Here is a 20,430-nt window from a genome sequence, read left to right on the forward strand (position 1 = left end):
ACTATGAACGCACCCATTGCTCACACATCTTCCCCGCACGATTTTCCGGCTGAAGGTGGCGCTGCGCGCGGCGGCGATACGATCGAGCACCGCATCCAGCGCTCGTACTGGATGGCAGACCGCGGACCGCGCCCCCTCACGCGCGGCTGGGGGCACTTCTTTGCGGCTATCCTTTCGCTCATTGCGTCGACGGTCCTTATTACCTTTGCGTGGATGACGCTTCCGTGGTGGCAGGGCCTTGCGGTAACGGTGTACGGCGTCGGCGTGGTGGGGCTCTTCGGGGTCTCGGCGCTGTATCACCGCTGGCCGTGGGTATCCATGCGCGCGGTGCAATGGTGGCGGCGGGCAGATCACGCGACGATTTCGGTGTTCATCGCGGCGACTTACACGCCTTTGTGTGCCATTGTTCTGGACCCCACGCAGGCGCTGTGGATGCTGAGTGCGGCGTGGGTGGGAGCCATCATGGGGGTTGTCCTGAATCTGGTGTGGATTAACCACCCACGCTGGCTGGATGTGGTGGTGTATCTCGTGCTGGGCTGGCTTATTTTGCCGCTGCTGCCGAACCTGTGGGAATCCGCCGGGCCAGCCGTGGTGTGGCTGCTCTTTGCCGGTGGGGTGGTCTATTCACTGGGAGCCTTGGTGTACGGCTTCAAGTGGCCGGGGCGCAATGCGCGGTGGTATGGCTACCACGAGCATTTCCACACCGCGACGATTGCCGCGGCGGTGGTGCACATGGTAGCCATTTGGATGGTTGTTGCGGGCTAGCCGAATGAGGGGCTGACCATTTGGGGCGCCTAGTCGGTGAGGTCGTCCGCGAGGGGGAATTCGAGGGCGACGTCGTGGCATAGAATGCGCGCTTTCGTCGAGCCGTTCCATTCGGGGGCAAAGCCTACGGCGCGCAGGGCGTCGACGAGTTGCTCGCCGACTTTGATTGTTGCCTCTTCGCTTTTTTCCATGGCGGAGAAACCGAAGTATAGTTCGCCGTTGTAGATAGCCCGGCTGATGTCCTGGCGGTGGCAGTAGACATAACCGCTGTGGCCTTCTTCCTCAGCGAGCTCGGAGCCTACCCAGGCTCCGTCTGACATATCCCATGCTTCGTTGAATGTGAAGGATATGTCGCGCTGAGCGAGCTCGTCGTGTAGGGCATCAAGGCGCTTAGCATCTTCCGACTTTTCTGTGACGAGGCGGCGGTATTCTGCGGCGACTTCGTCGATGATGCCGTCGAAATCCTCTGGATAAGGTTCCGCGTGGTTGGCTTTCCACTCGGACGGGTCATCGAGGACTTCAAAGAAGTCGTTTTCACGTCCCCTGGCCTGACTGCGGGTTCTCTGGGCTATGCCCTCCCCGCATCCGCGTAGTCCACGAGAAAGCGCAGGAACTGATGAGCAGGATCGGAAAGTCGGTTCTGCGAGCTCCACACGACTCGTAGCGGACGGTCAAAACTAATACCAGCCACCGGTACTTCGACATACTCACCCGTCTCCAGCTGGGACGCCACCGCACGTCGCGCAATTATTCCAGGAGCTCCTAAAGCACCTATGGCAGTACGTTGCGCACCCAGAGAACCAAACTCTCCCGCAGGCGAGGCGAGCATCCCCAGAACATCGGCTACAACTTCGCGCGTACCACTTCCATGCTCACGCAAAACCAGAGGCGTAGATTGCAACTCCTCTTTAGTCACCGCCGCTATTTCAGGAGCCGATGTGGAAACTTCAGTACCGCTTGGTTGACGGGGATTTTTCGTGTCAGCCCAGCGATGCGCTGCGGGGACAACCACCACCAACTCATCGTGCCCGACTACACGCTGATGCAGCTCGTGCGCTACCCAGTTGCCTTCAACAATGGCTAGTTCCGCATGTCCTTGAACAACATGATTCTGCGCCTCCCGGCTGTTGAGCTGACGCATGTGCAAATGGGTATGCGGGTAAGCACGCTGATAGGCCGCAGCCCAGCGAGGATAGTCCACTTCGGCGATCGTATGAGAAACCACCAGTTTGACTTCCTCGGTGGGACTTCCTCCTACAGCAATTTCGAGACCCCTCGCGCATTCGTCTAGGGCACCGTGCAGACCTTCGAGCACGCGAACGATCCGGCTCCCCGCCTCTGTGGTGAAGCTACCCGCCGCTCCGCGCCAAAAAATGCGTTGACCTAATCGCATTTCAAGTTTCGAAATACGCGTACTTACCACTTGTTGGGAGACTCCCAAGTGATGAGCGGCCTTATTCATACCCCCATACCGAACAACGGCAAGCACCGCATCAACTGTTAGAGCGTCGGGAACGTAGCCGCGTCGAACTGGAAAAAATTCATCACTATCGTTATTTCGCATGGGGTACATTCATTTATTGTAACCCCGTTCGGTTTGTGCGCTCTCCCGCTTCGTCGCGGCAGTACCTAGCCTGAAACCCATGTTAAAAATTCAAGATGAGATAGATCTCCCACCTCTAGGCCCTGCCTGGGCTGGCTCACTCATGGGTCTATCGATCTCATCGACCCTTATCAACATTCATCTGACGCCAGTTGTGGGTAGGCTGCCCGCCGCATTCATGCTTGGGATTGCAACCTCTCTAGCCCTAGCGCTCCTGATCGGCTTCTTGAGAAACCGCGTTCCTGGATTTCACTCCACTGTAATGCCATCGTGGGGTATGGCTTCAATGGGCATCCTCGCCTTGGGGAGCGCATACTCCGGTGTTTTCACTGCTTGGACAATCCATGCGCTGTGCTGGGGAGTAGGAACAGTCCTTGGCGTCGTTACCTGCCTTCGATTTCTCCATTTCCTTATCGTCACACGCCCCTCTGGGCCGGCATTCACCTGGGGATTGCCCCTCGTAGCACCCATGGTGGCCGCTACGTGCTCAGCGCAATTGACACCACATGCTGGCGAGTGGGCTTCGGTAGTCCACGGTATCGGTGTGGCCTGCTTTGTGCTGGCATGGACTACCGCGATACCCACGTTTGTCTTCGTCTACCTGCGCACTTTTCCCAAGCTTCCCACCAGCTTCGCCGCCACTGCTTGGATCCCACTCGGCCTGGTTGGCCAGTCCACCGCAGGCGCGCAGCTACTCGCTGGTGACAAATTGCTCGACGGAGATCAATGGCATCTTCGAGCTGCGGTCTACGGCGCCGCGATGCTCAGCCTCGGTGTCCCGTTAGCTGTCTATGCCGTCACCAAACACTGGGGGGCAGTCTTGGGCAGCACTCCAATGTCCTACAACCCTTCGTGGTGGGCCAGTACTTTTCCTGTAGGCACGTGTTGCCTCGGTACTCATGCCTTGTCTACGCAGGGCACTATGCTGTCGTGGAATGTGGAATGGTTAGATACTGTCAGCGCCGCCCTGCTTATTCTTCTTCTTGTGCACATCGCTTGGGCGACTTTCGGTGCTGTCGCAATAACTTGGGGGAGGGCTCGCAGTTCATCCAGTTAAGGCAATAAACACTGAGGCGGCGCACTGGAAGATGTCAGCCCTGCGAGCACATGGTAGCCATCTGGATGGTTGTCGCGGGCTAGCCGAATGAGGGGCTGACCATTTGGGGCGCCTAGTCGGTGAGGTCGTCCGCGAGGGGGAATTCGACAACGAGACCTTGGCACAGGACACGCGCGTTGGGGTTGCCGTCCCACTCAGGGTCAAAACCACTGGCACGTAGTGCTTCGACGAGCCGCTCACCCACGGCCTCGGCCGTGCTGAGTTCGGCATCGGTTTTCATGGTGCCAAAGCCGAACAGGAGGTCACCGGTATGAATCAACCGGTCGACGTCCTGCATGTGGCAATAAACATAGCCCGCGGCATCATCTTCTTCCGCCTTTTCAGCACCGTACTCGGCTCCTTCGGAGGCATCCCAGCCCTCGTCAAAGCTGAAGACCAGGTCGCGTTGCTGGAGTTCATCCCGGAGGTTCTCGAGGCGCTGTGCGTCAGCAGACTTTTCTGTAACTTTCTGTGCGTACTCAGCGGCTACCTCGTCGATGATGGCATCGAAGTCTTCGGGGAACGGGTCCTTGCGCACCATCTCCCACTCGTCTGGGGAATCGAGCAGTTCGAAGAAGTCGTTGTGAATGTCCCGGCGTGAGTGGCCGTGACACAAATGCAGCGAGATGTCGTTGCGCAGAGTGCCGGAGACCAAGAGATCATCGGAGGGCGGAAACGAACTGGAGAACATTGGATGCTGTGTGGTCATAGCTCAGAGAGTAAACAACTCTAAAAGGTACTGTCCGAAAACAGGGAAGACACCCCGCCTGCGGGGTGTCTTCCGAGAAATGCGGTAGTGGCTTACTTGTGGAGCGGATCCACACCGGCCTCGTTAAGCATCGGGATGTTGTGGGCCTCAGCCGGAACGCCGAAGGCGTCGACCAACACGACGGACCACGGCGCCAGCGAATCAACGAGGTCGTTGATGGCGGCGCGGGCAGCCTTGATGCGGCCGGCCGGGATGAGGTTGTGCTCCTGGTACCAGCCGGCGTGCTGCACGATGGTGTCGAAGACGAAGAGGTGACGCAGCTGCTCGAAGACCTGGCGGGCCATTGAGCCCTCCTCGAGACGCTCCTCAGCCTCAATCATTGCTTGCACGAGCAAGGTGTCGACGCGGGCCCAGCCGGCGGCAATGAGGTGGTCCTGGCACTGGTCCACAATCGCGGCTGCCTGCACCTTGTCTGCCTTGCGGGCCGGCTGGATGCGGCGCACGAGGGAGAAGAGGACGGACTGGGCGCGGTCGTCGATAAGCTTGGCCTGGTACGTGGCATCGAAGAGCGAGGCCTCGGACGGATTCACGCGGTCGACCAAGCCCTGTAGGCGGGTGGTGAAGCCGTAGCGGCGTTTGACCACATCGGTGGCGGTCGTCGCCGCGTACTTCACGGTGTCCCACGGGCTCATGTCATTCATCTCACGGCCGTAGGCGGTGAGGAGGTTCTTGCCCACCATCTGGATGAGGACGGTGTTGTCACCTTCGAAGGTGGCGAAGACATCCGAGTCGGCGCGGTAGGTGGTCAGACGGTTCTCCGACATGTAGCCAGCACCACCGCATGCCTCACGGCACTCCTGGATGGTGCGGGTCGCGTGCTGGGTCTGTGCGGACTTGATGGCGGCCGCGAGGGATTCCATCTCGCGGGAGGCGAACTTCTGCTCCTCGGTCGGCTCCGTGACGGACCAGGTACCAGCCTCGTGCTGGTCGTTCTGCTCCTGGTAGCGCTCCAGAATCTGGTTGTAGAGCAGGTGCAGTGCGTAGGTGCGGGCCAGCGGGATGAGCAGGCGGCGGCGGTGCTGGCGGTGCTCGATGAGGCGCTTCTCGGCGCCGGTTGCGCCTTCGAACTGGCGGCGGCGGTTGGCATAGCGAACCGCGATGTCGAGGGAGGCCTCGGTGGCAGCACCAGCGGCACCAGACACGCCAATACGGCCGCGAATGAGGGTGCCGAGCATGGTGAAGAAGCGAGCGTTCTTGGATTCGATGGGGGAGGTGTACTTACCGTCCTCATCAACGTCCGCGAAGCGGTTGAGCAGGTTCTCGCGCGGCACGCGGACGTGGTCGAAGCGAAGGGTGCCATTGTCGACGCCCACCAGGCCGCCCTTGTGACCATGGTCGCCCAAGGTCACACCCGGCAGTTCATTGCCTTCTTCATCGCGAATGGGCACGATGATGGCGTGAACGCCGTGGGAGCGGCCGTCGCTCTCCGGGGTGATGAGCTGGGTGAAGACGACAGCAGCGCGGCCATCCTTGGCGGCATTACCGATGTAGTTCTTCACGGCGGTGTCGGACGGGGTATGCACGACGAATTCCTGGGTCTCAGGGTCGTAGGTAGCGGTGGTTTCCAACGACTGCACGTCGGAGCCGTGGCCGCGCTCGGTCATGGCGAAGCAACCAGGTAGCTCCAAGTTGGCGGCCTTCTGAACCCACTCGATATGGCGCTCGGTGCCGAGCTGGTCTAGGGCGCCGCCCCACAGACCCCACTGCACGCCAGACTTGATGGCGAGGGAGCCATCGACCCACGCCAGACCCTCGAGAGTGAAGGTGGAGAGGTTCGGCTTACCGGAACCACCGTTGTCGCGGCGCAGGCCGTGCTTGAAGCCGCCGAAGTCGCGCACCTTGGCCAGGTTGTTGAAGGTGTGCTCACGCTGCTCCGCCATGGGCAGGTGAGACTTCGGGAAAAGCTCCGGGTCGTTGAGGAAGGTACGCAGTTCATCGCGGAAGGCGGCGTGGGGGCCGTCGAGAAGCGCGCCCAGCTCCGTGGCCACAGCCGGCTTCGGCGTGGACGGCAGGCGGCGCGGGCTGCGGGCCTCTGCCTTCGGGGCGTCGTTGGAGGCGTTCTTGTTGAGATCGGCGTTGGACTTCTTGTCGGAGGACCTGGTCATTGGCATGGTGAGGGATTTCCTTTCTGAATAAATTTCTTTAACGCTCGACGATGGCTGCAACACCCTGGCCGCCGGCAGCACAGATGGAGATCAGGGCGCGGCCGCCGCCGTTCTCTTCGAGAATCTTCGCAGTCGTAGCAAGAATGCGGGTTCCGGTTGCCGCGAACGGGTGGCCGGCAGCGAGCGAGGACCCCTTGACGTTGAGCTTGGAACGGTCGATCGAGCCGAGTGCGGACTGCAGACCGAGGCGCTCGCGGCAGTAGGTCTCGTCTTCCCATGCGGAGAGGGTGGCCAGGACCTGGGAGGCGAAGGCTTCGTGGATTTCGTAGAAGTCGAAGTCCTGCAGGGAGAGGTTGTTGCGCTCCAAGAGGCGCGGAACAGCGTAGGTGGGGGCCATGAGCAGGCCATCCGGGCCGTGGACGAAGTCGACGGCGGCGGTTTCAGAGTCAACGAGGAAGGCGCGCGGCTCAATGTTGTGCTCAGCGGCCCATTCCTCAGAGCTGAGGAGGGCAACGGAGGCACCATCGGTCAACGGCGTGGAGTTACCTGCCGTCATGGTGGCCTGGGCTCCGTGCTGCTCGGCGTCGCGCTTGCCGAAGACTGGCTTGAGCTTGGCCAAGGACTCAAGAGAAGAATCGGGGCGCAGGTTGGTATCGCGGTTCACGCCGAGGAAGCCAGTGGTCAGGTCGGTAAAGAAGCCCTCTTCCCAAGCCTTGTGGAGGTTCTGGTGGGAGGCCAGTGCAAGTTCATCCTGAGCCTCGCGGCTGACCTTCATTTCGCGGGCGGTGATGGCGGCGTGGTCACCCATGGACAAGCCGGTGCGCGGCTCACCATTCTGCGGCTGCTCCGGGGCCAGCTGGGAGGGGCGGATGGAGCCGATGAGCTGGGCGCGCTGTGCGGCGGACTTGGCGCGGGTGAGGTTGAGCAGAGTGCGACGCAGGTTGTCATTGACGGCGAGCGGGGCATCCGACGTGGTGTCCGTGCCGCCGGCGATACCAGCGGAAATGCGGCCCTGGGCAATAGCGTCGCCGACGTGGATGGCGGCGGCGAGGGAGGTGCAGCAGGCCTGCTGAACGTCGATAGCCGGGGTGGTGGAGTCCAGCGCGGAACCGAGGACGACCTCACGGGTGAGGTTGAAGTCGCGGGAGTGCTTGAGCACAGCACCGGCGGCCACGAGTCCCAGGCGCTCGTCGTGGAGGCCGTAACGAGCCACGAGGCCATCAAGAGCGCTGGTGAGCATGTCCTGGTTGGAAGCGTGGGCGTACTGCTTATTCGAGCGGGCAAACGGGATGCGGTTGCCGCCCAGGATGGCTACGCGGTGCTGAGGGGTGGTCATCTAAAGCTCCTTCACGGGGTGGTTTGGTGCGAGTCATCCCGTGAGAGGGGGGTGAAGACCCCTTCAGGAATTTCGCATCACACTTAAAGTGATAGTGTTAGTTCTATCACTCAATTAACTAACCTTGCAACCAGGGCAACAAAGCTCGCAAGGTTGTGAAGATTTAAGAAAGGATCGCGCCACTACATGTCGCACGTCACCATCGCTGAGAAACTCATTAACTCCCCGCTCGCCGCCAAGGCGGGTGTGCCACAGGGCTACCCCCTCCGCCGCCACAAGGCTGGCGAACCTGCCCTCGAAGGCCCCATCGTTCTCGGCGGCCAAGGCCGCATCGCCGAGTTCCTCCGCTCCCAGCTTGCCGTGGACTACCAGGTCATTGACTCCTCCGCGGAAGCCAAGCGCGCTGCCCTTGTCTTTGATGCCACCGGCCTCGAGACCCCGGAGCAGCTGCGTGAGCTCTATGATTTCTTCAACCCGCAGATGCGCAACCTCCTGCCGTGCGCGCGCATCGTCGTCGTCGGCACCACTCCGGAAGCTGCCGATACTATCGACGCCCGCATCGCCGCCCGTGCCCTGGAAGGGTTTACCCGCTCCCTTGCGAAGGAAATGCGCAAGGGCGGAACCGTGAACCTTGTCTGGGCGGACCCAGCCGCCACCGCTGAGGTGGAGTCCACCCTTCGTTTCTTCCTCTCCGGTAAGTCCGCCTTCGTAGACGGTCAGGTTGTTCGCGTCACCGCGCAGGGCGAGGTTCAGGGTCCCCACAACTGGGAGAAGCCGCTGGAGGGCCGACTTGCCGTGGTCACCGGTGCTGCGCGCGGTATCGGTGCCACGATCGCTGAGGTGCTCTCCCGCGATGGGGCCGACGTCATCTGCATTGACATCCCGCAGGCCAGCGAGCACCTGGCCAAGACTGCTAACCAGGTTAAGGGCACCGCTCTGCCGCTCGACGTCACGGACCCGCAGGCAGCAGAGAAGATTGCGCAGCACGCCCAGGAGCGCCATGGCCGCGCCATCGACGTCATCGTGCACAACGCCGGCATTACCCGCGACAAGTTGATGGCCAACATGAACGAGGGGCAGTGGGATTCCGTTCTTGCTGTCAACCTTCTCGCCCCGGTCCGCATCACCGAGAACCTCCTCGAGTCTGGTTCGCTCGCGCCGGGCGCATCCGTCATTGGTGTGTCCTCCATGGCCGGCATTTCCGGCAACCGTGGTCAGACGAACTATGCCACCACCAAGGCGGGCATCATCGGGCTTGTCGACTCCCTCCGTCCCGTCCTTGCCGAGAACGGTTCCACCATCAATGCCGTAGCCCCAGGCTTTATCGAGACCGCCATGACCGCTGCGATGCCGACCGGCCCGCGTGAAATCGGCCGCCGCCTCAACTCCCTGCAACAGGGTGGTCAGCCGGTTGATGTGGCTGAGACCGTCGCCTTCTTTGCCGCTCCCGCCTCCGCAGCGGTGACCGGCAATACCGTCCGCGTGTGCGGCCAGAACCTCATGGGAGCCTAAATGAACTACACCATCCTGAAAGAAATTCCAGATCTGTCCGCGCTGTACCGCTCCCTTATGGTGGGCGCGGTGCCGGTGCCGGGGGTGGGCGTCGGAAAGCGCACAGTGGCCGACCCTCAGACCGCCTACCGTGTCGAAGGCGTGCACGTTGATGCTGAGCATCTGGCGCGCTACTGCCAGGCCACCAGCCTGCGCCTGAGCAACGAGCTGCCGGCCACCTACCCATACGCCCTGGCGTTCCCGCTGGCCATTAAGGTGATGGCAGCCAAGGACTTCCCGTTCCCCGCGCTCGGCGTGGTGCACCTGTCCAACCGTATCGAGCAGACTCGCCCGCTGCGCGTGGATGAGGCCCTTGATATCGCGGTCCATGCGGAGAATCTGCGCCCTCACCGCAAGGGCCTTGTTATCGACATGGTGACGACGTACAGCGTGAATGGAGAGGAGATCTGGCGTCAAACCTCAGCTTTCCTCGGACAGGGTGCGAAATTCACCAAGGAGACCCCACAGGAAGTCACGACGCGTCCCGAGGCGGAGCGTTTCCTCGACTTCCCAGGCGATGAAGCCGGCACTTCGACGGCCACGCTGCGCTTCACCCCTGAAAGCACACGCGTCTATGCCGAGGCTTCGGGAGACAAGAACCCCATCCACGTCTCCAAAGTCGGTGCAAAGCTGTTCGGTTTTCCCGCCACCATCGCGCACGGCATGTACACCCACGCGCGCATGCTGTCGGTACTGGAGGGCGTACTGAGCGGCGCTACGCGAATCACCGCCGATTTCTACAAGCCGGTCATCTTGCCGGCCATCACCGGCGTGTACGTGGACCAATCCGGTGCCGACAGCGGCGATAACGCCGGGGTGCGCGGTGGTACGCGCACCGTGACGCTGCGCAAGGCCAAGGACCCCAGCACCCTCCATGTTGCGGCCCGCGTGGAGCCGCTAGCCTAATTGGCGTGGCTATCTGGATTAATCTCTGATTAATCCAGATGCTGGTGCTTCGGCGCCACCACTAGCGGCTTGGGGGAGTACTTGCCGCGCAGACCACGCAGAATGCCGGCGTGCTCCCACAAGCGCTTGTCCTCCTCTGTGCGCGGAGTGAACTGACGGGCGGCCAGCGGCTGCCAGTCAGCGTCCATGGCCATGTAGGACACCGTGGCATGAATGGCGGTCTGCAGCTTCTCACGGCCACCGCGAGGGTTGCCGGAGCGCACGTGGACAGACATCTGCATGGAGCGGGCATCGGTGCGCATCATGCGGGCATCAACCTCAATGAGGTCGCCGATGTGAATCGGGCGGTAAAAACGAATGCCGCCGGCATACACCGCAACGGTGTGTTCGCCAGACCACTCCATCGTGCAGGCAGAGCCTGCCTCATCGATCCACTCCATGGCGGTGCCGCCGTGGACATTGCCGCCCCAGTTGACGTCTGTGGGCTTGGCAAGGAAGCGGTTGATCATGCGCGGCGCATCTGAGGGGCCGTCATAGGTCTGCTTTTCCATCTCTTCCTCGATGGCCTTGCGCAGCTCAATGCGGGACTCCGCAGCCTCCCACACGCGCTGGTGCTCGGTGGACTCCGGGGTCAGCGGAGGCACGGGAACTGCCTTTCCGGTTTCAGTGTCCTTGGCCACGAAGATGACGAGACAGTCGCAGGCACGCGTGAAGATACCGTCGCGCGGATCGGCTGACAGCACCTCATTGACAATGTGCATGGACGAGCGACCCGTCATGGCGATGCGGGAGCGCACCTCCACGAGGTGGCCCGAGGGGATGGGACGTGTGAAATGAATATGGCCCACGTAGGCTGTCACGCAGTAAGTCCCTGACCACTGCACCGCACAGGCATAGGCGGCCTTGTCGATCCATTCCAGGACGCGTCCGCCGCCGATGCCCTGGGCACCAGCGATGGTGAGATCGGTGGGCGCAGCCATAAAGCGCAGCGTGATGGAGGGGGACTTCCCGGTAGAAACCGGTTTCTTTTCTTCCGACAGAGTAGGTGACATGGATAACAAATTAGCAGGGAGAGTGGTTCACGTATGAAGAAGGCCGCTGATGCCGCCACCACCCGCGCCGCCGTCGAGGTCATCGCGGCCTGGATCCAGAATCCGGAGGAGGTGGAAAAACCAGGTCGCGCGGCACTTGCGCAGGCTACCCGCATGACCGCCCGCTTGCTGGAGGCCGACGCGCCGGGCCACTCGGTGGAAGTGCGAGTCCCCCCATTCGTGGCAGTTCAGTGCATCGAAGGCCCGCGCCATACCCGGGGCACCCCTCCGAATGTGGTGGAAATGGATCCCCGTACCTGGTTGCAACTGGCCACCGGGGTAGTGTCCTGGGAACAGGCGCTGGCCAGCCCTAACCTTGAGGCTTCCGGTTCCCGAGCCCACGAAATTGCGGAGTGGTTGCCCGTCATTCCGTTAGTTTTCACTGACCGAAACGGCTAGGATAAACGCCGTGGTAGCTGAACACGTCCAGAACAACATTAAACCTTTGTCCGAGGATCCAGCCCAGGATCCGGAGCCCCGCGAGGAATGTGGCGTTTTCGGCGTCTGGGCCCCAGGGGAAGAGGTTTCTAAGCTCACCTATTTCGGCCTCTTTGCCCTCCAGCACCGCGGTCAGGAAGCCGCGGGCATTGCGGTGGGTGATGATGACCGCATCGTTGTCTTCAAGGACATGGGCTTGGTGTCCAACGTCTTTGATGAATCCATTCTGAGCTCGCTGCACGGCAATGTGGCAGTGGGGCATACCCGTTATTCCACGGCGGGCGGCAAGGAATGGTCCAATGTGCAGCCGATGTTCGGGACGTCGCCCAGCGGCATCGACATCGCACTCGGCCACAACGGCAATCTAGTGAACTACCTGGAACTGCGCGCGGCGGCCGTCAAACGCGGACTCATCAAGCCGCAGGAGGAATCCGTCTCCGATTCCATGTGCCTGTCCATGCTGCTGGCGGACGGCGTTTCGGAGGACACTTCCGTCTTTGATTCCGCCCTGAAACTCCTGCCCGACGTGAAAGGTGCATACTGCCTGACGTTCACCGACGGGCACACCTTGTATGCCGCGCGTGACCCGCACGGCGTGCGCCCGCTGGCCTTAGGGCGCCTCAGCACCGGCTGGGTCGTCGCCAGCGAAACCTGTGCGCTCGACATCGTGGGTGCGCAGTTCATCCGTGAGATCGAGCCAGGTGAGCTCGTCGCGATTGATGAGACCGGCATTCGCTCCGAGCGCTTTGCGGAGACTAAGCGCCACGGCTGCGTCTTCGAATATGTCTATTTGGCACGCCCTGACACGGACATCAAGGGCCGTTCGGTGAATGCGACGAGGGTGGAAATTGGGCGTCGTCTAGCGCGGCAGTACCCAGCGCCCGATGCCGACATGGTCATTCCCGTGCCCGAATCCGGAAACCCTGCCGCCGTGGGCTATGCACGTGAATCCGGCTTGACCTTCGCGCATGGCCTGGTCAAGAACTCCTACGTGGGGCGCACCTTCATCCAACCCACGCAGTCCCAGCGGCAGATGGGTATCCGCCTGAAGCTCAACCCGCTGCGCGAGGTCATTAATGGCAAGTCCATCGTCGTGGTGGATGATTCCATCGTGCGCGGTAACACGCAGCGTGCGCTCATCCGCATGCTGCGCGAGGCCGGTGCGGCTGAAGTGCACGTGCGCATCGCCTCCCCGCCGGTGAAGTGGCCGTGCTTCTACGGCATTGACTTTGCCTCCCCCGGCGAGCTCATCGCTAACGCTAACCCCTCCGATGACCCGGAGGAGGTAGCGCAGACCATCTGCACCGCCATTGGTGCGGATTCCCTAGGGTTTGTCTCCATCGATGAGATGGTGGCCGCCACGGAGCAACCGCGCAACGAGCTGTGCTGTGCCTGCTTCGACGGCAAGTATCCACTCGGCCTACCCGCCGGAAACCCCAATGCTGAGGCCGTGCGCACCCTGCAGGGCTCGACCCCGACTAACGAGTAAGGACCAAAGTCTCACATGAGTGAAAACACGTATGCAGCCGCTGGCGTCAACATCGAAGAGGGCGACCGCGCGGTTGAGCTGATTACCCCACACGCTAAGCGTGCCTCCCGCCCGGAGGTCATGGGCGGACTCGGTGGTTTCGCCGGTCTGTTTAAGCTGGGCGAGTACAAGGAACCGGTCCTGGCTGCTGGGTCCGACGGCGTGGGCACCAAGTTGGCCGTGGCCCAGGCGATGGATAAGCACGACACCATCGGTATTGACCTGGTAGCCATGTGCGTCGATGACCTCGTTGTGTGCGGCGCAGAACCACTCTTCCTGCAGGATTACATCGCCGTGGGCGAGGTTGTGCCGGAGAAAATCGCAGACATAGTCAAGGGCATTGCCGAAGGTTGTGTCCAGGCCGGTGCCGCGCTGCTGGGCGGCGAGACCGCCGAGCACCCAGGTGTGATGGGCAAGGATGAGTACGATGTGTCCGCCACCGCCGTGGGCGTGGTTGAAGCTGATGAACTGCTCGGTCCAGACAAGGTGAGCGACGGCGACGTGCTGATCGCCATGAAATCCTCGGGACTGCACTCCAACGGCTACTCCCTAGCGCGTTATGTCCTTCTGGAGCAAGCTGGGCTTCCTCTCGACGGCTACATGGAGGACCTTGGCCGCACCCTCGGCGAGGAGCTGCTAGAGCCGACGCGAATCTACGCCAAGGACTGCCTGGCGCTGACGTCCGAGTGCGCAGTGTCGACCTTCTGCCACGTCACCGGCGGTGGATTGGCCGGCAACCTGGAGCGCGTTATTCCGGAAGGCCTGACTGCTGAGGTCAGCCGCTCCACGTGGACTCCGGGTCAGATTTTTAAAACCATTTCCTCCGTGGGCAAGGTCGCTCTCGAAGAGATGGAGAAGACCTTCAACATGGGCGTGGGCATGATTGCCGTCGTGGCACCCGAGGATCGTGAGCGCGCGCTGGCTATGATGGCCGCCCGCCACGTCGAGGCCTGGGAGCTGGGCACGGTACGTTCGGCGAATGAAGGCGAGCCACGCGTTCTGATGACCGGTGAACACCCGGGATACTAGAACTCGCTGACATAGCAGAGGCCGGTGGTCTCACCTCCCATGGACTGGGAGGGGGAGGCCACCGGCCTTGTGCATACGTGCTGAGGGCTGAGTCTGAGGAGCTTAACGCTCGTCGGAATCGTCCTCATCCCATTCGTCCGAGTCCCAGTCATCCTCGTCATAATCGGCATATTCCGAGTGCTGGTCAGCATCCTCGTCGCGGGAACGCTGTGACGCGAGCTCGCGCTGGAGAGAGTCCAGATCCATTTCGGGCGAATTGTACTTCAGCTGGCGTGCAACTTTGGTCTGCTTTGCCTTTGCGCGTCCGCGTCCCATGTGCATGACCCCCTTGAGGTGTGTAGGGCGGTCCAGGGATTCTTGGCCGCCCCATCGTCTTAGTCAGATATGTGTATGTTCCTGTAAGACACCATAGCGCGTGTGACGAAAAAATTCCGAACTACCCCCAGCAACGGGCTGAAAAAGTGCTATACCCCGCGCAGATGCAGCCATGTGCGGTTTGCCACTACCGTCCGCGCAGACGATCCACAGCAGCACGTCCCGCCTTAGGGCCCTCGTCCTGTGGGATGGACTCCGGTTCCACAGACGCGGCGACCGGGCCGATGGCCAGATCGCCCTGGCTCAGCGCCGAGCGCTTGACAAGCCCCAGCGCAATAGGACCGAAATCGCAATCTTCCACCACAGTGCCGAGGCGGCCCACACGACGGCCGCCCAGCGTGATATCAGCACCGCTGTTTGGCGCCTCCGGAGCAGAGCCATCGAGGTAGAGGAGGACGAGCAACCGCGGTGAGCGCCCAAGGTTCTCCACGCGCGCCACGGTTTCCTGGCCGCGGTAGCAGCCTTTCTCCAAGTGGACGAAGGCTGGGCGCTCATCGCTGCGTCGAATCCAGTGCGGGACTTCGTGGGCGATGGCCTTGGCATCTAAGTCTGCGGCGAGTTCCGGTTCGCGGGCCTTGACGCGCTCGGCGGTAAAGGCCATGAGGCCTGCGAGCGTGCCGCCGTGGGACTCGAGTTCCGCCGCAGCGACCACAAGCTCAGCGCGGGGAACGAGGAAATCCTGGCGTGGGCAGCCTGGCCAGTAGACGGTGCGTTCGGCCACGACCGCGGAGGGCGCGGGCAGTGCAGTGCCGAGGACGGTGATGACCGCGAGGTCCGCTTCGTCCACAGTGACGTCCGACCAAAAGACCATCCTGGTGAGGAAGTCCTTGAGCGAATCGAACTGCTGTGAGGGGACATCAAGGTAGAACGTCTCACCGCTGAAGACGAGGTCCATGTGATGAAGCACGTGGCCTTGCACGTCCAGATCGAGGGCGCCGGCGGCGAAGCCCGTTGTGACGTCATCAAGCTTCTGACTCAGCAGGTTATGCAGAAAACCGGGAGCATCCGGGCCGGACACGGAGATGACGCGGCGCTGGGAGCGGTCAATAATCGCGGATCCAGTCTCCACGGCGCGCTGCTCCACGAGTGGGTTGCCGTAGTGCCAGGGGACTCCGGCGGCGTCAACAAGCGTTGTGCCCTGAAGCTCAGCGGCTCCGGGCCGGGAAAGAAGCGGCGAAGAGTAACTCACGTCTTCCGATGGTAGGGCATAATCGGACTTATGAGCCTTCTGCCCCGAAAAGAGCCGGTCATCTACGTTGTCGAACCTTTTGGTGGGTCGGTGCGGCGCCATATGCCCAGTCTGCCGTTGGTTCACTGGGATGATGCTGCGGTAACCCGTGGCGATGGCATCTTTGAGTCGCTTCTCGTGCGTGATGGCAAGGCGGCGAACTTTCAGCGTCATGCCGAGCGTTTCGCGCAGTCGGCCCGTGCGCTGGACTTGCCAGAGCCGCCGATGCATAAGTGGGAGAAGGCCACACAGCTAGCCATCACGGACTTTTGTGGGCCGGTGACGGATGGACGGCCGGTTCCGGAGGCTAAGTGCACGTGGACGTACACGCGCGGCCGAGCGTCAACGGGCGTGCCTTCGGCCTGGGTAGTGGTGCAGGAAATCCCAGAGGACGTGCTGAAACAGCGCGAGACCGGTGTCAAGGTCATGAGCACGCCGCGGCTGTGGCAGGTGGCGGAGGAGCTGCCAGCCAAGACGTTGAACTATGCGGCCACCATGGCTACGCTGCGCTTGGCGCGCGAGCGCGGGTTTGATGACGTCATTTTCACGGACCCGGAGACTGGGCTGGTGTTGGAAGGGGCGACGTCGACAGTCGTGGCGGTCAAAGGTGCGAAACTGCGCACGCCGGCGGGCAAGGGAATCCTGCCTGGCACCACGCAGGCAGCGCTCTTTGAGTACGCCACGAAGCAGGGCTTTCGCTGCAAAGCGAAGGAATTGACCGTGGAGTACCTGCAGGGAGCGGACTCAGTGTGGCTGGTCTCCTCCGTGCGCACCGCGGTGCGGGTGACTCGCCTCGATGATGTGAAACTCAAGGCGCCAGGGAATGTGGAGGAGATCCGCGCGCTTATCGACGCCTCACTGGCCCGCTAACCACCCCGAAAGCAGATCCCTCCCGCCTTCACTCAGGTGCCTGAGCTTAGCCTGCGACGCGGGTGAGCTCGGCAGACATGAAGGGGCGCATCTCGCCATCGACGAGGCGCTCATCGACCCAGCCGAGGTTGTTGTTTGGCATGAGGCCGTACATGCGCTTGCCCGGGCCCAGGTTGGTCGGGCCAGTTTCGGTGACCATGGTGGAAGCGGATTCGAGCTGCCAGGCGCGCTCATTGAAGAGGGAGCCGTAGAAGATCTCGTTGATTCCATTAGAAGAGGTATAGGTCATTTCGATCTCATCCTTGAGGGAGATGCGCCAGAAACCGGTCTCGCGGACGTCGGGTCCGGTGGGATTGCCCTCGGTATCGATCTTCCAGGTGCGGGAGGTGTAGGTCAGGTAGTTCTCACCATCGTGGGCGATAATGAGCTGCTGGCCAAAGGTGTACTGTTCACCGTCGGTGCTGTGAGCCTGGCCCTCACCCTGCCACACGCCAACAAGGGGGAGGAGCCCCAAGAGACCATCGTGCAAGGATGGGCCCTGCCGCAGGTTGGCGGTCTCATCCGGCAGCGGGTTTTCCGCCACGGTCACGGTGGGGATATTGCGCGAGGCGGCATCCTTCCATGCCTCCGCGGCCTGATTGACGGCCTCGTTGCCGTCAATCTTGGTGTTCTCCGGGTGCGCGCCGCGGTGGTCTTCGGGCTGGTTCTGGTTATTCGTCTGTTCGCTCATGCTGCCCCAGCGTAGTCGTGCCGCACCGACGCTCACCACTAGGCTCCAGTACTGTTGGGTGACATGCGCGTATTGCTCATTTCTAACCCGAATTCCACCAGCCAGAATGCAGCCCTCTTCCGAGAGGTGCTGCCCATCATTCGCGGTGTGGAAGGGCTTCGCCTGTTGACGCAGTTTACCCACTACCCAGGCCATGCAGAAGAGATGGTGGAGGGAATGACCAGGGAAGATTTCGATGTCATCCTGGCCTTCGGCGGGGACGGCACTGTCAATGAAATTGTTAACGGCCTCCTCGGGTCGGTGGATGGACGGGCCCACCCGTCGCCACAGGATATCCCAGCGTTGGCGGTGATTCCGACCGGTTCCGCCAACGTTTTTGTGCGCGCACTGGGGTTCCCCAATACTCCTGTGGAAGCCGCGCACGTCTTGGCGCGCATGCTCGACCGCGACATTCGCCGCGAGGTGTTCCTTGGAACGTGGAATGACCGCTGGTTTGCTGTGAACGCCGGGTTCGGTTTGGACGCGGACGTTCTTGCCCGCGTGGATCGCGCTCGTGAGAAGGGCTTTTCTGCAACCCCGCTGCGCTATCTTGCAGTGGCTTTCCAGGCTTATCAGCGCGCCCGCGTGCGTCCGCCGCGCATCAACGTGCGTGCAGTATCGCGTTCTGGACAAACCTTTGAGGCGGAGAACGTACCGCTCATGTTCACGTCCAACACTAACCCGTGGACCTTCTTGGGCCCACTTCCTGTGGTGACTAATCCGCGCAACTCCTTCGACCAAGGTCTGGGCCTGTTCGGAGTCTCTGACCTTCACGGTTTCGATGGGTTGGTGGGAGTTCTCCACCTCTTCGGTGTGGATCACCGTCACTGGCTGAACAAAATCACGGATGCCCGTACATTGCACTTTGAGGATGCCGCCGAAGTGGACTTGGACTGCCCAAAGCCGCACCGCTTCCAGGCCGATGGTGAATCCGAAGGTACCTTCACCAAGGTGCACATCGAATCAGTGCCGAATGCGCTGGAAGTTTTCGCACCTATTGATCCGCGCCCAGCCTCACAGCGCACCATCCGGGAAGTGCTGCGAGACTTCATCCGCATCAAATAAGGCGCGTACCACGTACAGCGGTGGTGTGGACACCGGGGGTGGCACAATCCACGGCCCGTTAGTTTTGGCGCCAGCTGGGAGGCGTTGTTGGGGCGCTGCCCACTTCGTTGGCGGTGTCGTGGGCTTTTTGCGCCGCGTCCTCCACGGCTTTCTCCTCCGAGCCATCGATCTCGAGAGGGGAGAGCTGGGTTGCCTTCAACGTGATGTTGCGGCGCTGCACCTCAAAGGAAATTGATCCGCCGTGCAGCTTCACCGACGTTGCTTGTGATGGGAGCGGCAGTTGGCGAGTATCAAGCACTAGGCTGAAGGCTTTCTTGAGGCGTTCATCGTCAGTGCCATACACGCTCATTCGAAATTCCGGGCCGACGAGGCGCAGCGTGACAGTAGCCGTGGACTTGGTGGTATCACCGGGCAGTGTTCCGGTGAGTTCGGCCTCGGCGGATAAACCACCGGTGGGGGAGATGTTGTCGGGATTGGCAATGGATAAATCCGTGATGCCCAGCAAGCGGCCGAGTGCAACGCCATCGAGGCTGATGCTGCGCGTGTAGGTCGATACGGGTGAACCTTCTAAGTCACCGTTGAAGAGTTGTTCGGGGCGGATGGTGATATCACGCAGAGTGGTGGAGGCATTGACCATGCCGAGCTTGGGAACCTCGACGTCAGAGGAGTTGACCTCGATATAGGGAATCTCTGAAGTGACTGCCGCTGCGGTGAAGGGAACGCCGCCGATGTAGACATCGGGTGAGTTTTCGAGCTGTGAGCTGGCCTTTGCTTGTTGCGCCACGGTGTGTTCTGCATGCATGGCCACCGCAGAATCCGCCAGCCATGCGGCCAACACCACGCCTGCCACTGCGGCGAGGCGCACGGTGGTGCGGCTGAGATGGATGACGGTCACCCTTCTATTTCTACCGCACGTAGGCTGGGAAGCATGAATATTGAGAACAGCAGTCTGCCGCAGCACCCAGACCTGGCTGAGCAGGTTGAACAACTTGCCCGTGCCGCTGCCGCCCAGGATGGCATTGATCCTCTGTCCGAGCAGTTTCTTCTCGGTCTGCGGGATACTCGTCTGGGTCACGAGCACCTACTCGCCACGGAAGGGGACGAGATTGTGGGTGTCGCCGCGCGCGATGGGGAGTCGGTGGAGCTCGTCGTTGCGCCGCAGCACCGTGGCCGTGGCGTGGGGCAAGCACTTGTCGCCGCCCTCCCGGACCATCCCCAGGTCTGGGCCCATGGCAACCTCCCGGCTGCGCAGGCACTTGCGAAGAAGTGTGGGATGGACGTTGTCAGACGCCTGCTCGTGATGAGTATTGATGGCGAGGCACTGCGCGCGGCCGCGGCGTGGCCCTCCCTGTCAACGGGGCTCACGATTCTGTCCTATACGGAATCCGTCGAGCGCTACGGCCGCGAGCACGTGGAGACAGAGTGGGTCCGCGCCAACAATGAGGCCTTTTCCTGGCATCCGGAGCAAGGCGGTTGGGATCTGGAACGACTGCACCGCGGCATGGAGGCCGAGTGGTTCGATCCGGACGACGTGCTTTTCCTGTGGGAGGAGGACGGCGCTGCCGCACCCAGCGAGCCAGCCACAATGGCCGGCTTCCACTGGCTGAAATGGCACACAGAGGACACTCCAGCTTTCGGTGAAGTCTATGTTGTCGGGCTTAGCCAGGACTACCGCGGGCGCCGATTGGGCGGCCCGTTGCTCACTGCTGGACTGCAGCGCATGCAGGATAAAGGCGCTGACAAGGTAATCCTGTATGTGGAGGCGGATAACCAGCCGGCGGTTAAGGCCTATGAACGTTTGGGCTTCTCTGTCGCGGAGGAACACTGCGTCTGGTCAGTAAGTGACTAGTCTCACGACCTTTTGGTACAAGTTAACCGATTGTTCACCTCTTGATCCCTGTGTGGT

Annotated in this window: 20 protein-coding genes; 10 read left to right on the forward strand and 10 right to left on the reverse strand. The window is 61.6% G+C overall.

The window, feature by feature from the left end; genetic code table 11:
- Positions 1-111: 111 nt before the first annotated feature.
- Complete coding sequence (locus HMPREF3149_RS07055; protein ID WP_042533436.1) at positions 112-765, forward strand: PAQR family membrane homeostasis protein TrhA; 654 nt, start codon at positions 112-114, stop codon at positions 763-765.
- Between the two features lie 29 nt (positions 766-794).
- Here the strand turns inward: HMPREF3149_RS07055 and HMPREF3149_RS13370 are convergent, their stop codons facing one another.
- Positions 795-1,418 carry a DUF6891 domain-containing protein gene (locus HMPREF3149_RS13370; protein WP_070537258.1) on the reverse strand — a complete coding sequence of 208 codons (624 nt, stop codon included), beginning with the start codon at positions 1,416-1,418 and terminating at the stop codon, positions 795-797.
- A complete protein-coding gene (locus tag HMPREF3149_RS13010; protein ID WP_083280805.1) occupies positions 1,334-2,329 on the reverse strand; it encodes a LysR family transcriptional regulator in 996 nt (331 codons plus the stop codon). The genes HMPREF3149_RS13370 and HMPREF3149_RS13010 overlap by 85 nt, the downstream gene beginning before the upstream one ends.
- A 79-nt stretch (positions 2,330-2,408) precedes the next feature.
- Between HMPREF3149_RS13010 and HMPREF3149_RS07070 the strand changes: the two genes are divergently transcribed.
- Positions 2,409-3,425, forward strand: a complete 1,017-nt coding sequence (locus tag HMPREF3149_RS07070) for a TDT family transporter (RefSeq protein WP_070537259.1) — start codon at positions 2,409-2,411, stop codon at positions 3,423-3,425.
- 112 nt (positions 3,426-3,537) lie between these two features.
- Here the strand turns inward: HMPREF3149_RS07070 and HMPREF3149_RS07075 are convergent, their stop codons facing one another.
- The 3 genes from HMPREF3149_RS07075 to HMPREF3149_RS07085 all read right to left on the reverse strand — a co-directional run bounded on the left by HMPREF3149_RS07075 (position 3,538) and on the right by HMPREF3149_RS07085 (position 7,674).
- Positions 3,538-4,173 carry a DUF6891 domain-containing protein gene (locus HMPREF3149_RS07075; RefSeq protein WP_070537260.1) on the reverse strand — a complete coding sequence of 212 codons (636 nt, stop codon included), beginning with the start codon at positions 4,171-4,173 and terminating at the stop codon, positions 3,538-3,540.
- A 92-nt stretch (positions 4,174-4,265) separates the two neighbouring features.
- A complete protein-coding gene (locus HMPREF3149_RS07080) occupies positions 4,266-6,344 on the reverse strand; it encodes an acyl-CoA dehydrogenase family protein (protein ID WP_070537261.1) in 2,079 nt (692 codons plus the stop codon).
- A 31-nt stretch (positions 6,345-6,375) separates the two neighbouring features.
- The gene (locus HMPREF3149_RS07085; RefSeq protein ID WP_042532218.1) at positions 6,376-7,674 is read right to left on the reverse strand and encodes an acetyl-CoA C-acetyltransferase; all 1,299 of its coding nucleotides are present in this window, start codon (positions 7,672-7,674) and stop codon (positions 6,376-6,378) included.
- A 186-nt stretch (positions 7,675-7,860) separates the two neighbouring features.
- On the opposite strand from HMPREF3149_RS07085, the gene HMPREF3149_RS07090 reads away from it, so the two are divergent.
- Together HMPREF3149_RS07090 and HMPREF3149_RS07095 are read left to right on the forward strand one after the other, a co-directional pair.
- Positions 7,861-9,186, forward strand: coding sequence for a 3-oxoacyl-ACP reductase (locus tag HMPREF3149_RS07090; protein WP_070537262.1), 1,326 nt, complete (start codon positions 7,861-7,863; stop codon positions 9,184-9,186).
- The gene (locus HMPREF3149_RS07095; protein ID WP_042532214.1) at positions 9,187-10,131 is read left to right on the forward strand and encodes a MaoC/PaaZ C-terminal domain-containing protein; all 945 of its coding nucleotides are present in this window, start codon (positions 9,187-9,189) and stop codon (positions 10,129-10,131) included.
- Between the two features lie 29 nt (positions 10,132-10,160).
- On the opposite strand, the gene HMPREF3149_RS07100 is transcribed toward HMPREF3149_RS07095, so the two are convergent.
- Entirely contained in the window at positions 10,161-11,183 is a 1,023-nt protein-coding gene (locus tag HMPREF3149_RS07100; protein WP_042532211.1) for an acyl-CoA thioesterase, read from the reverse strand.
- 33 nt (positions 11,184-11,216) lie between these two features.
- On the opposite strand from HMPREF3149_RS07100, the gene HMPREF3149_RS07105 reads away from it, so the two are divergent.
- The 3 genes from HMPREF3149_RS07105 to purM are packed head-to-tail and all read left to right on the forward strand — an operon-like array spanning position 11,217 to position 14,217.
- Positions 11,217-11,621, forward strand: coding sequence for a sterol carrier family protein (locus HMPREF3149_RS07105; protein ID WP_042532208.1), 405 nt, complete (start codon positions 11,217-11,219; stop codon positions 11,619-11,621).
- A 10-nt stretch (positions 11,622-11,631) separates the two neighbouring features.
- Positions 11,632-13,149, forward strand: coding sequence for an amidophosphoribosyltransferase (gene purF, locus HMPREF3149_RS07110; protein ID WP_070537263.1), 1,518 nt, complete (start codon positions 11,632-11,634; stop codon positions 13,147-13,149).
- Positions 13,150-13,164: 15 nt separating this feature from the next.
- Positions 13,165-14,217 carry a phosphoribosylformylglycinamidine cyclo-ligase gene (gene purM / locus HMPREF3149_RS07115; RefSeq protein WP_070537264.1) on the forward strand — a complete coding sequence of 351 codons (1,053 nt, stop codon included), beginning with the start codon at positions 13,165-13,167 and terminating at the stop codon, positions 14,215-14,217.
- Positions 14,218-14,319: 102 nt separating this feature from the next.
- Here purM and HMPREF3149_RS07120 read toward each other — a convergent pair whose 3' ends face one another.
- Positions 14,320-14,532 carry a DUF3073 domain-containing protein gene (locus tag HMPREF3149_RS07120; RefSeq protein ID WP_070537274.1) on the reverse strand — a complete coding sequence of 71 codons (213 nt, stop codon included), beginning with the start codon at positions 14,530-14,532 and terminating at the stop codon, positions 14,320-14,322.
- Between the two features lie 187 nt (positions 14,533-14,719).
- A complete protein-coding gene (locus tag HMPREF3149_RS07125; RefSeq protein WP_070537265.1) occupies positions 14,720-15,781 on the reverse strand; it encodes a CAF17-like 4Fe-4S cluster assembly/insertion protein YgfZ in 1,062 nt (353 codons plus the stop codon).
- Positions 15,782-15,811: 30 nt separating this feature from the next.
- On the opposite strand from HMPREF3149_RS07125, the gene HMPREF3149_RS07130 reads away from it, so the two are divergent.
- Positions 15,812-16,690, forward strand: a complete 879-nt coding sequence (locus HMPREF3149_RS07130) for an aminodeoxychorismate lyase (RefSeq protein ID WP_042532201.1) — start codon at positions 15,812-15,814, stop codon at positions 16,688-16,690.
- A 46-nt stretch (positions 16,691-16,736) separates the two neighbouring features.
- On the opposite strand, the gene HMPREF3149_RS07135 is transcribed toward HMPREF3149_RS07130, so the two are convergent.
- Positions 16,737-17,420: a heme-binding beta-barrel domain-containing protein gene (locus HMPREF3149_RS07135; protein WP_070537266.1), complete on the reverse strand. Its 684-nt coding sequence runs from the start codon at positions 17,418-17,420 to the stop codon at positions 16,737-16,739.
- Positions 17,421-17,483: 63 nt separating this feature from the next.
- Here HMPREF3149_RS07135 and HMPREF3149_RS07140 point away from each other — a divergent pair, with 63 nt between their 5' ends.
- Positions 17,484-18,524, forward strand: a complete 1,041-nt coding sequence (locus HMPREF3149_RS07140) for a diacylglycerol/lipid kinase family protein (RefSeq protein ID WP_070537275.1) — start codon at positions 17,484-17,486, stop codon at positions 18,522-18,524.
- 58 nt (positions 18,525-18,582) lie between these two features.
- On the opposite strand, the gene HMPREF3149_RS07145 is transcribed toward HMPREF3149_RS07140, so the two are convergent.
- Positions 18,583-19,419, reverse strand: a complete 837-nt coding sequence (locus HMPREF3149_RS07145) for an LmeA family phospholipid-binding protein (RefSeq protein ID WP_070537267.1) — start codon at positions 19,417-19,419, stop codon at positions 18,583-18,585.
- Positions 19,420-19,452: 33 nt separating this feature from the next.
- Here HMPREF3149_RS07145 and mshD point away from each other — a divergent pair, with 33 nt between their 5' ends.
- Positions 19,453-20,373: a mycothiol synthase gene (mshD, locus tag HMPREF3149_RS07150; RefSeq protein ID WP_070537268.1), complete on the forward strand. Its 921-nt coding sequence runs from the start codon at positions 19,453-19,455 to the stop codon at positions 20,371-20,373.
- Positions 20,374-20,430: the final 57 nt, after the last annotated feature.

It is taken from the genome of Corynebacterium sp. HMSC05E07 (assembly GCF_001807225.1).
GTDB lineage: Bacteria > Actinomycetota > Actinomycetes > Mycobacteriales > Mycobacteriaceae > Corynebacterium > Corynebacterium singulare.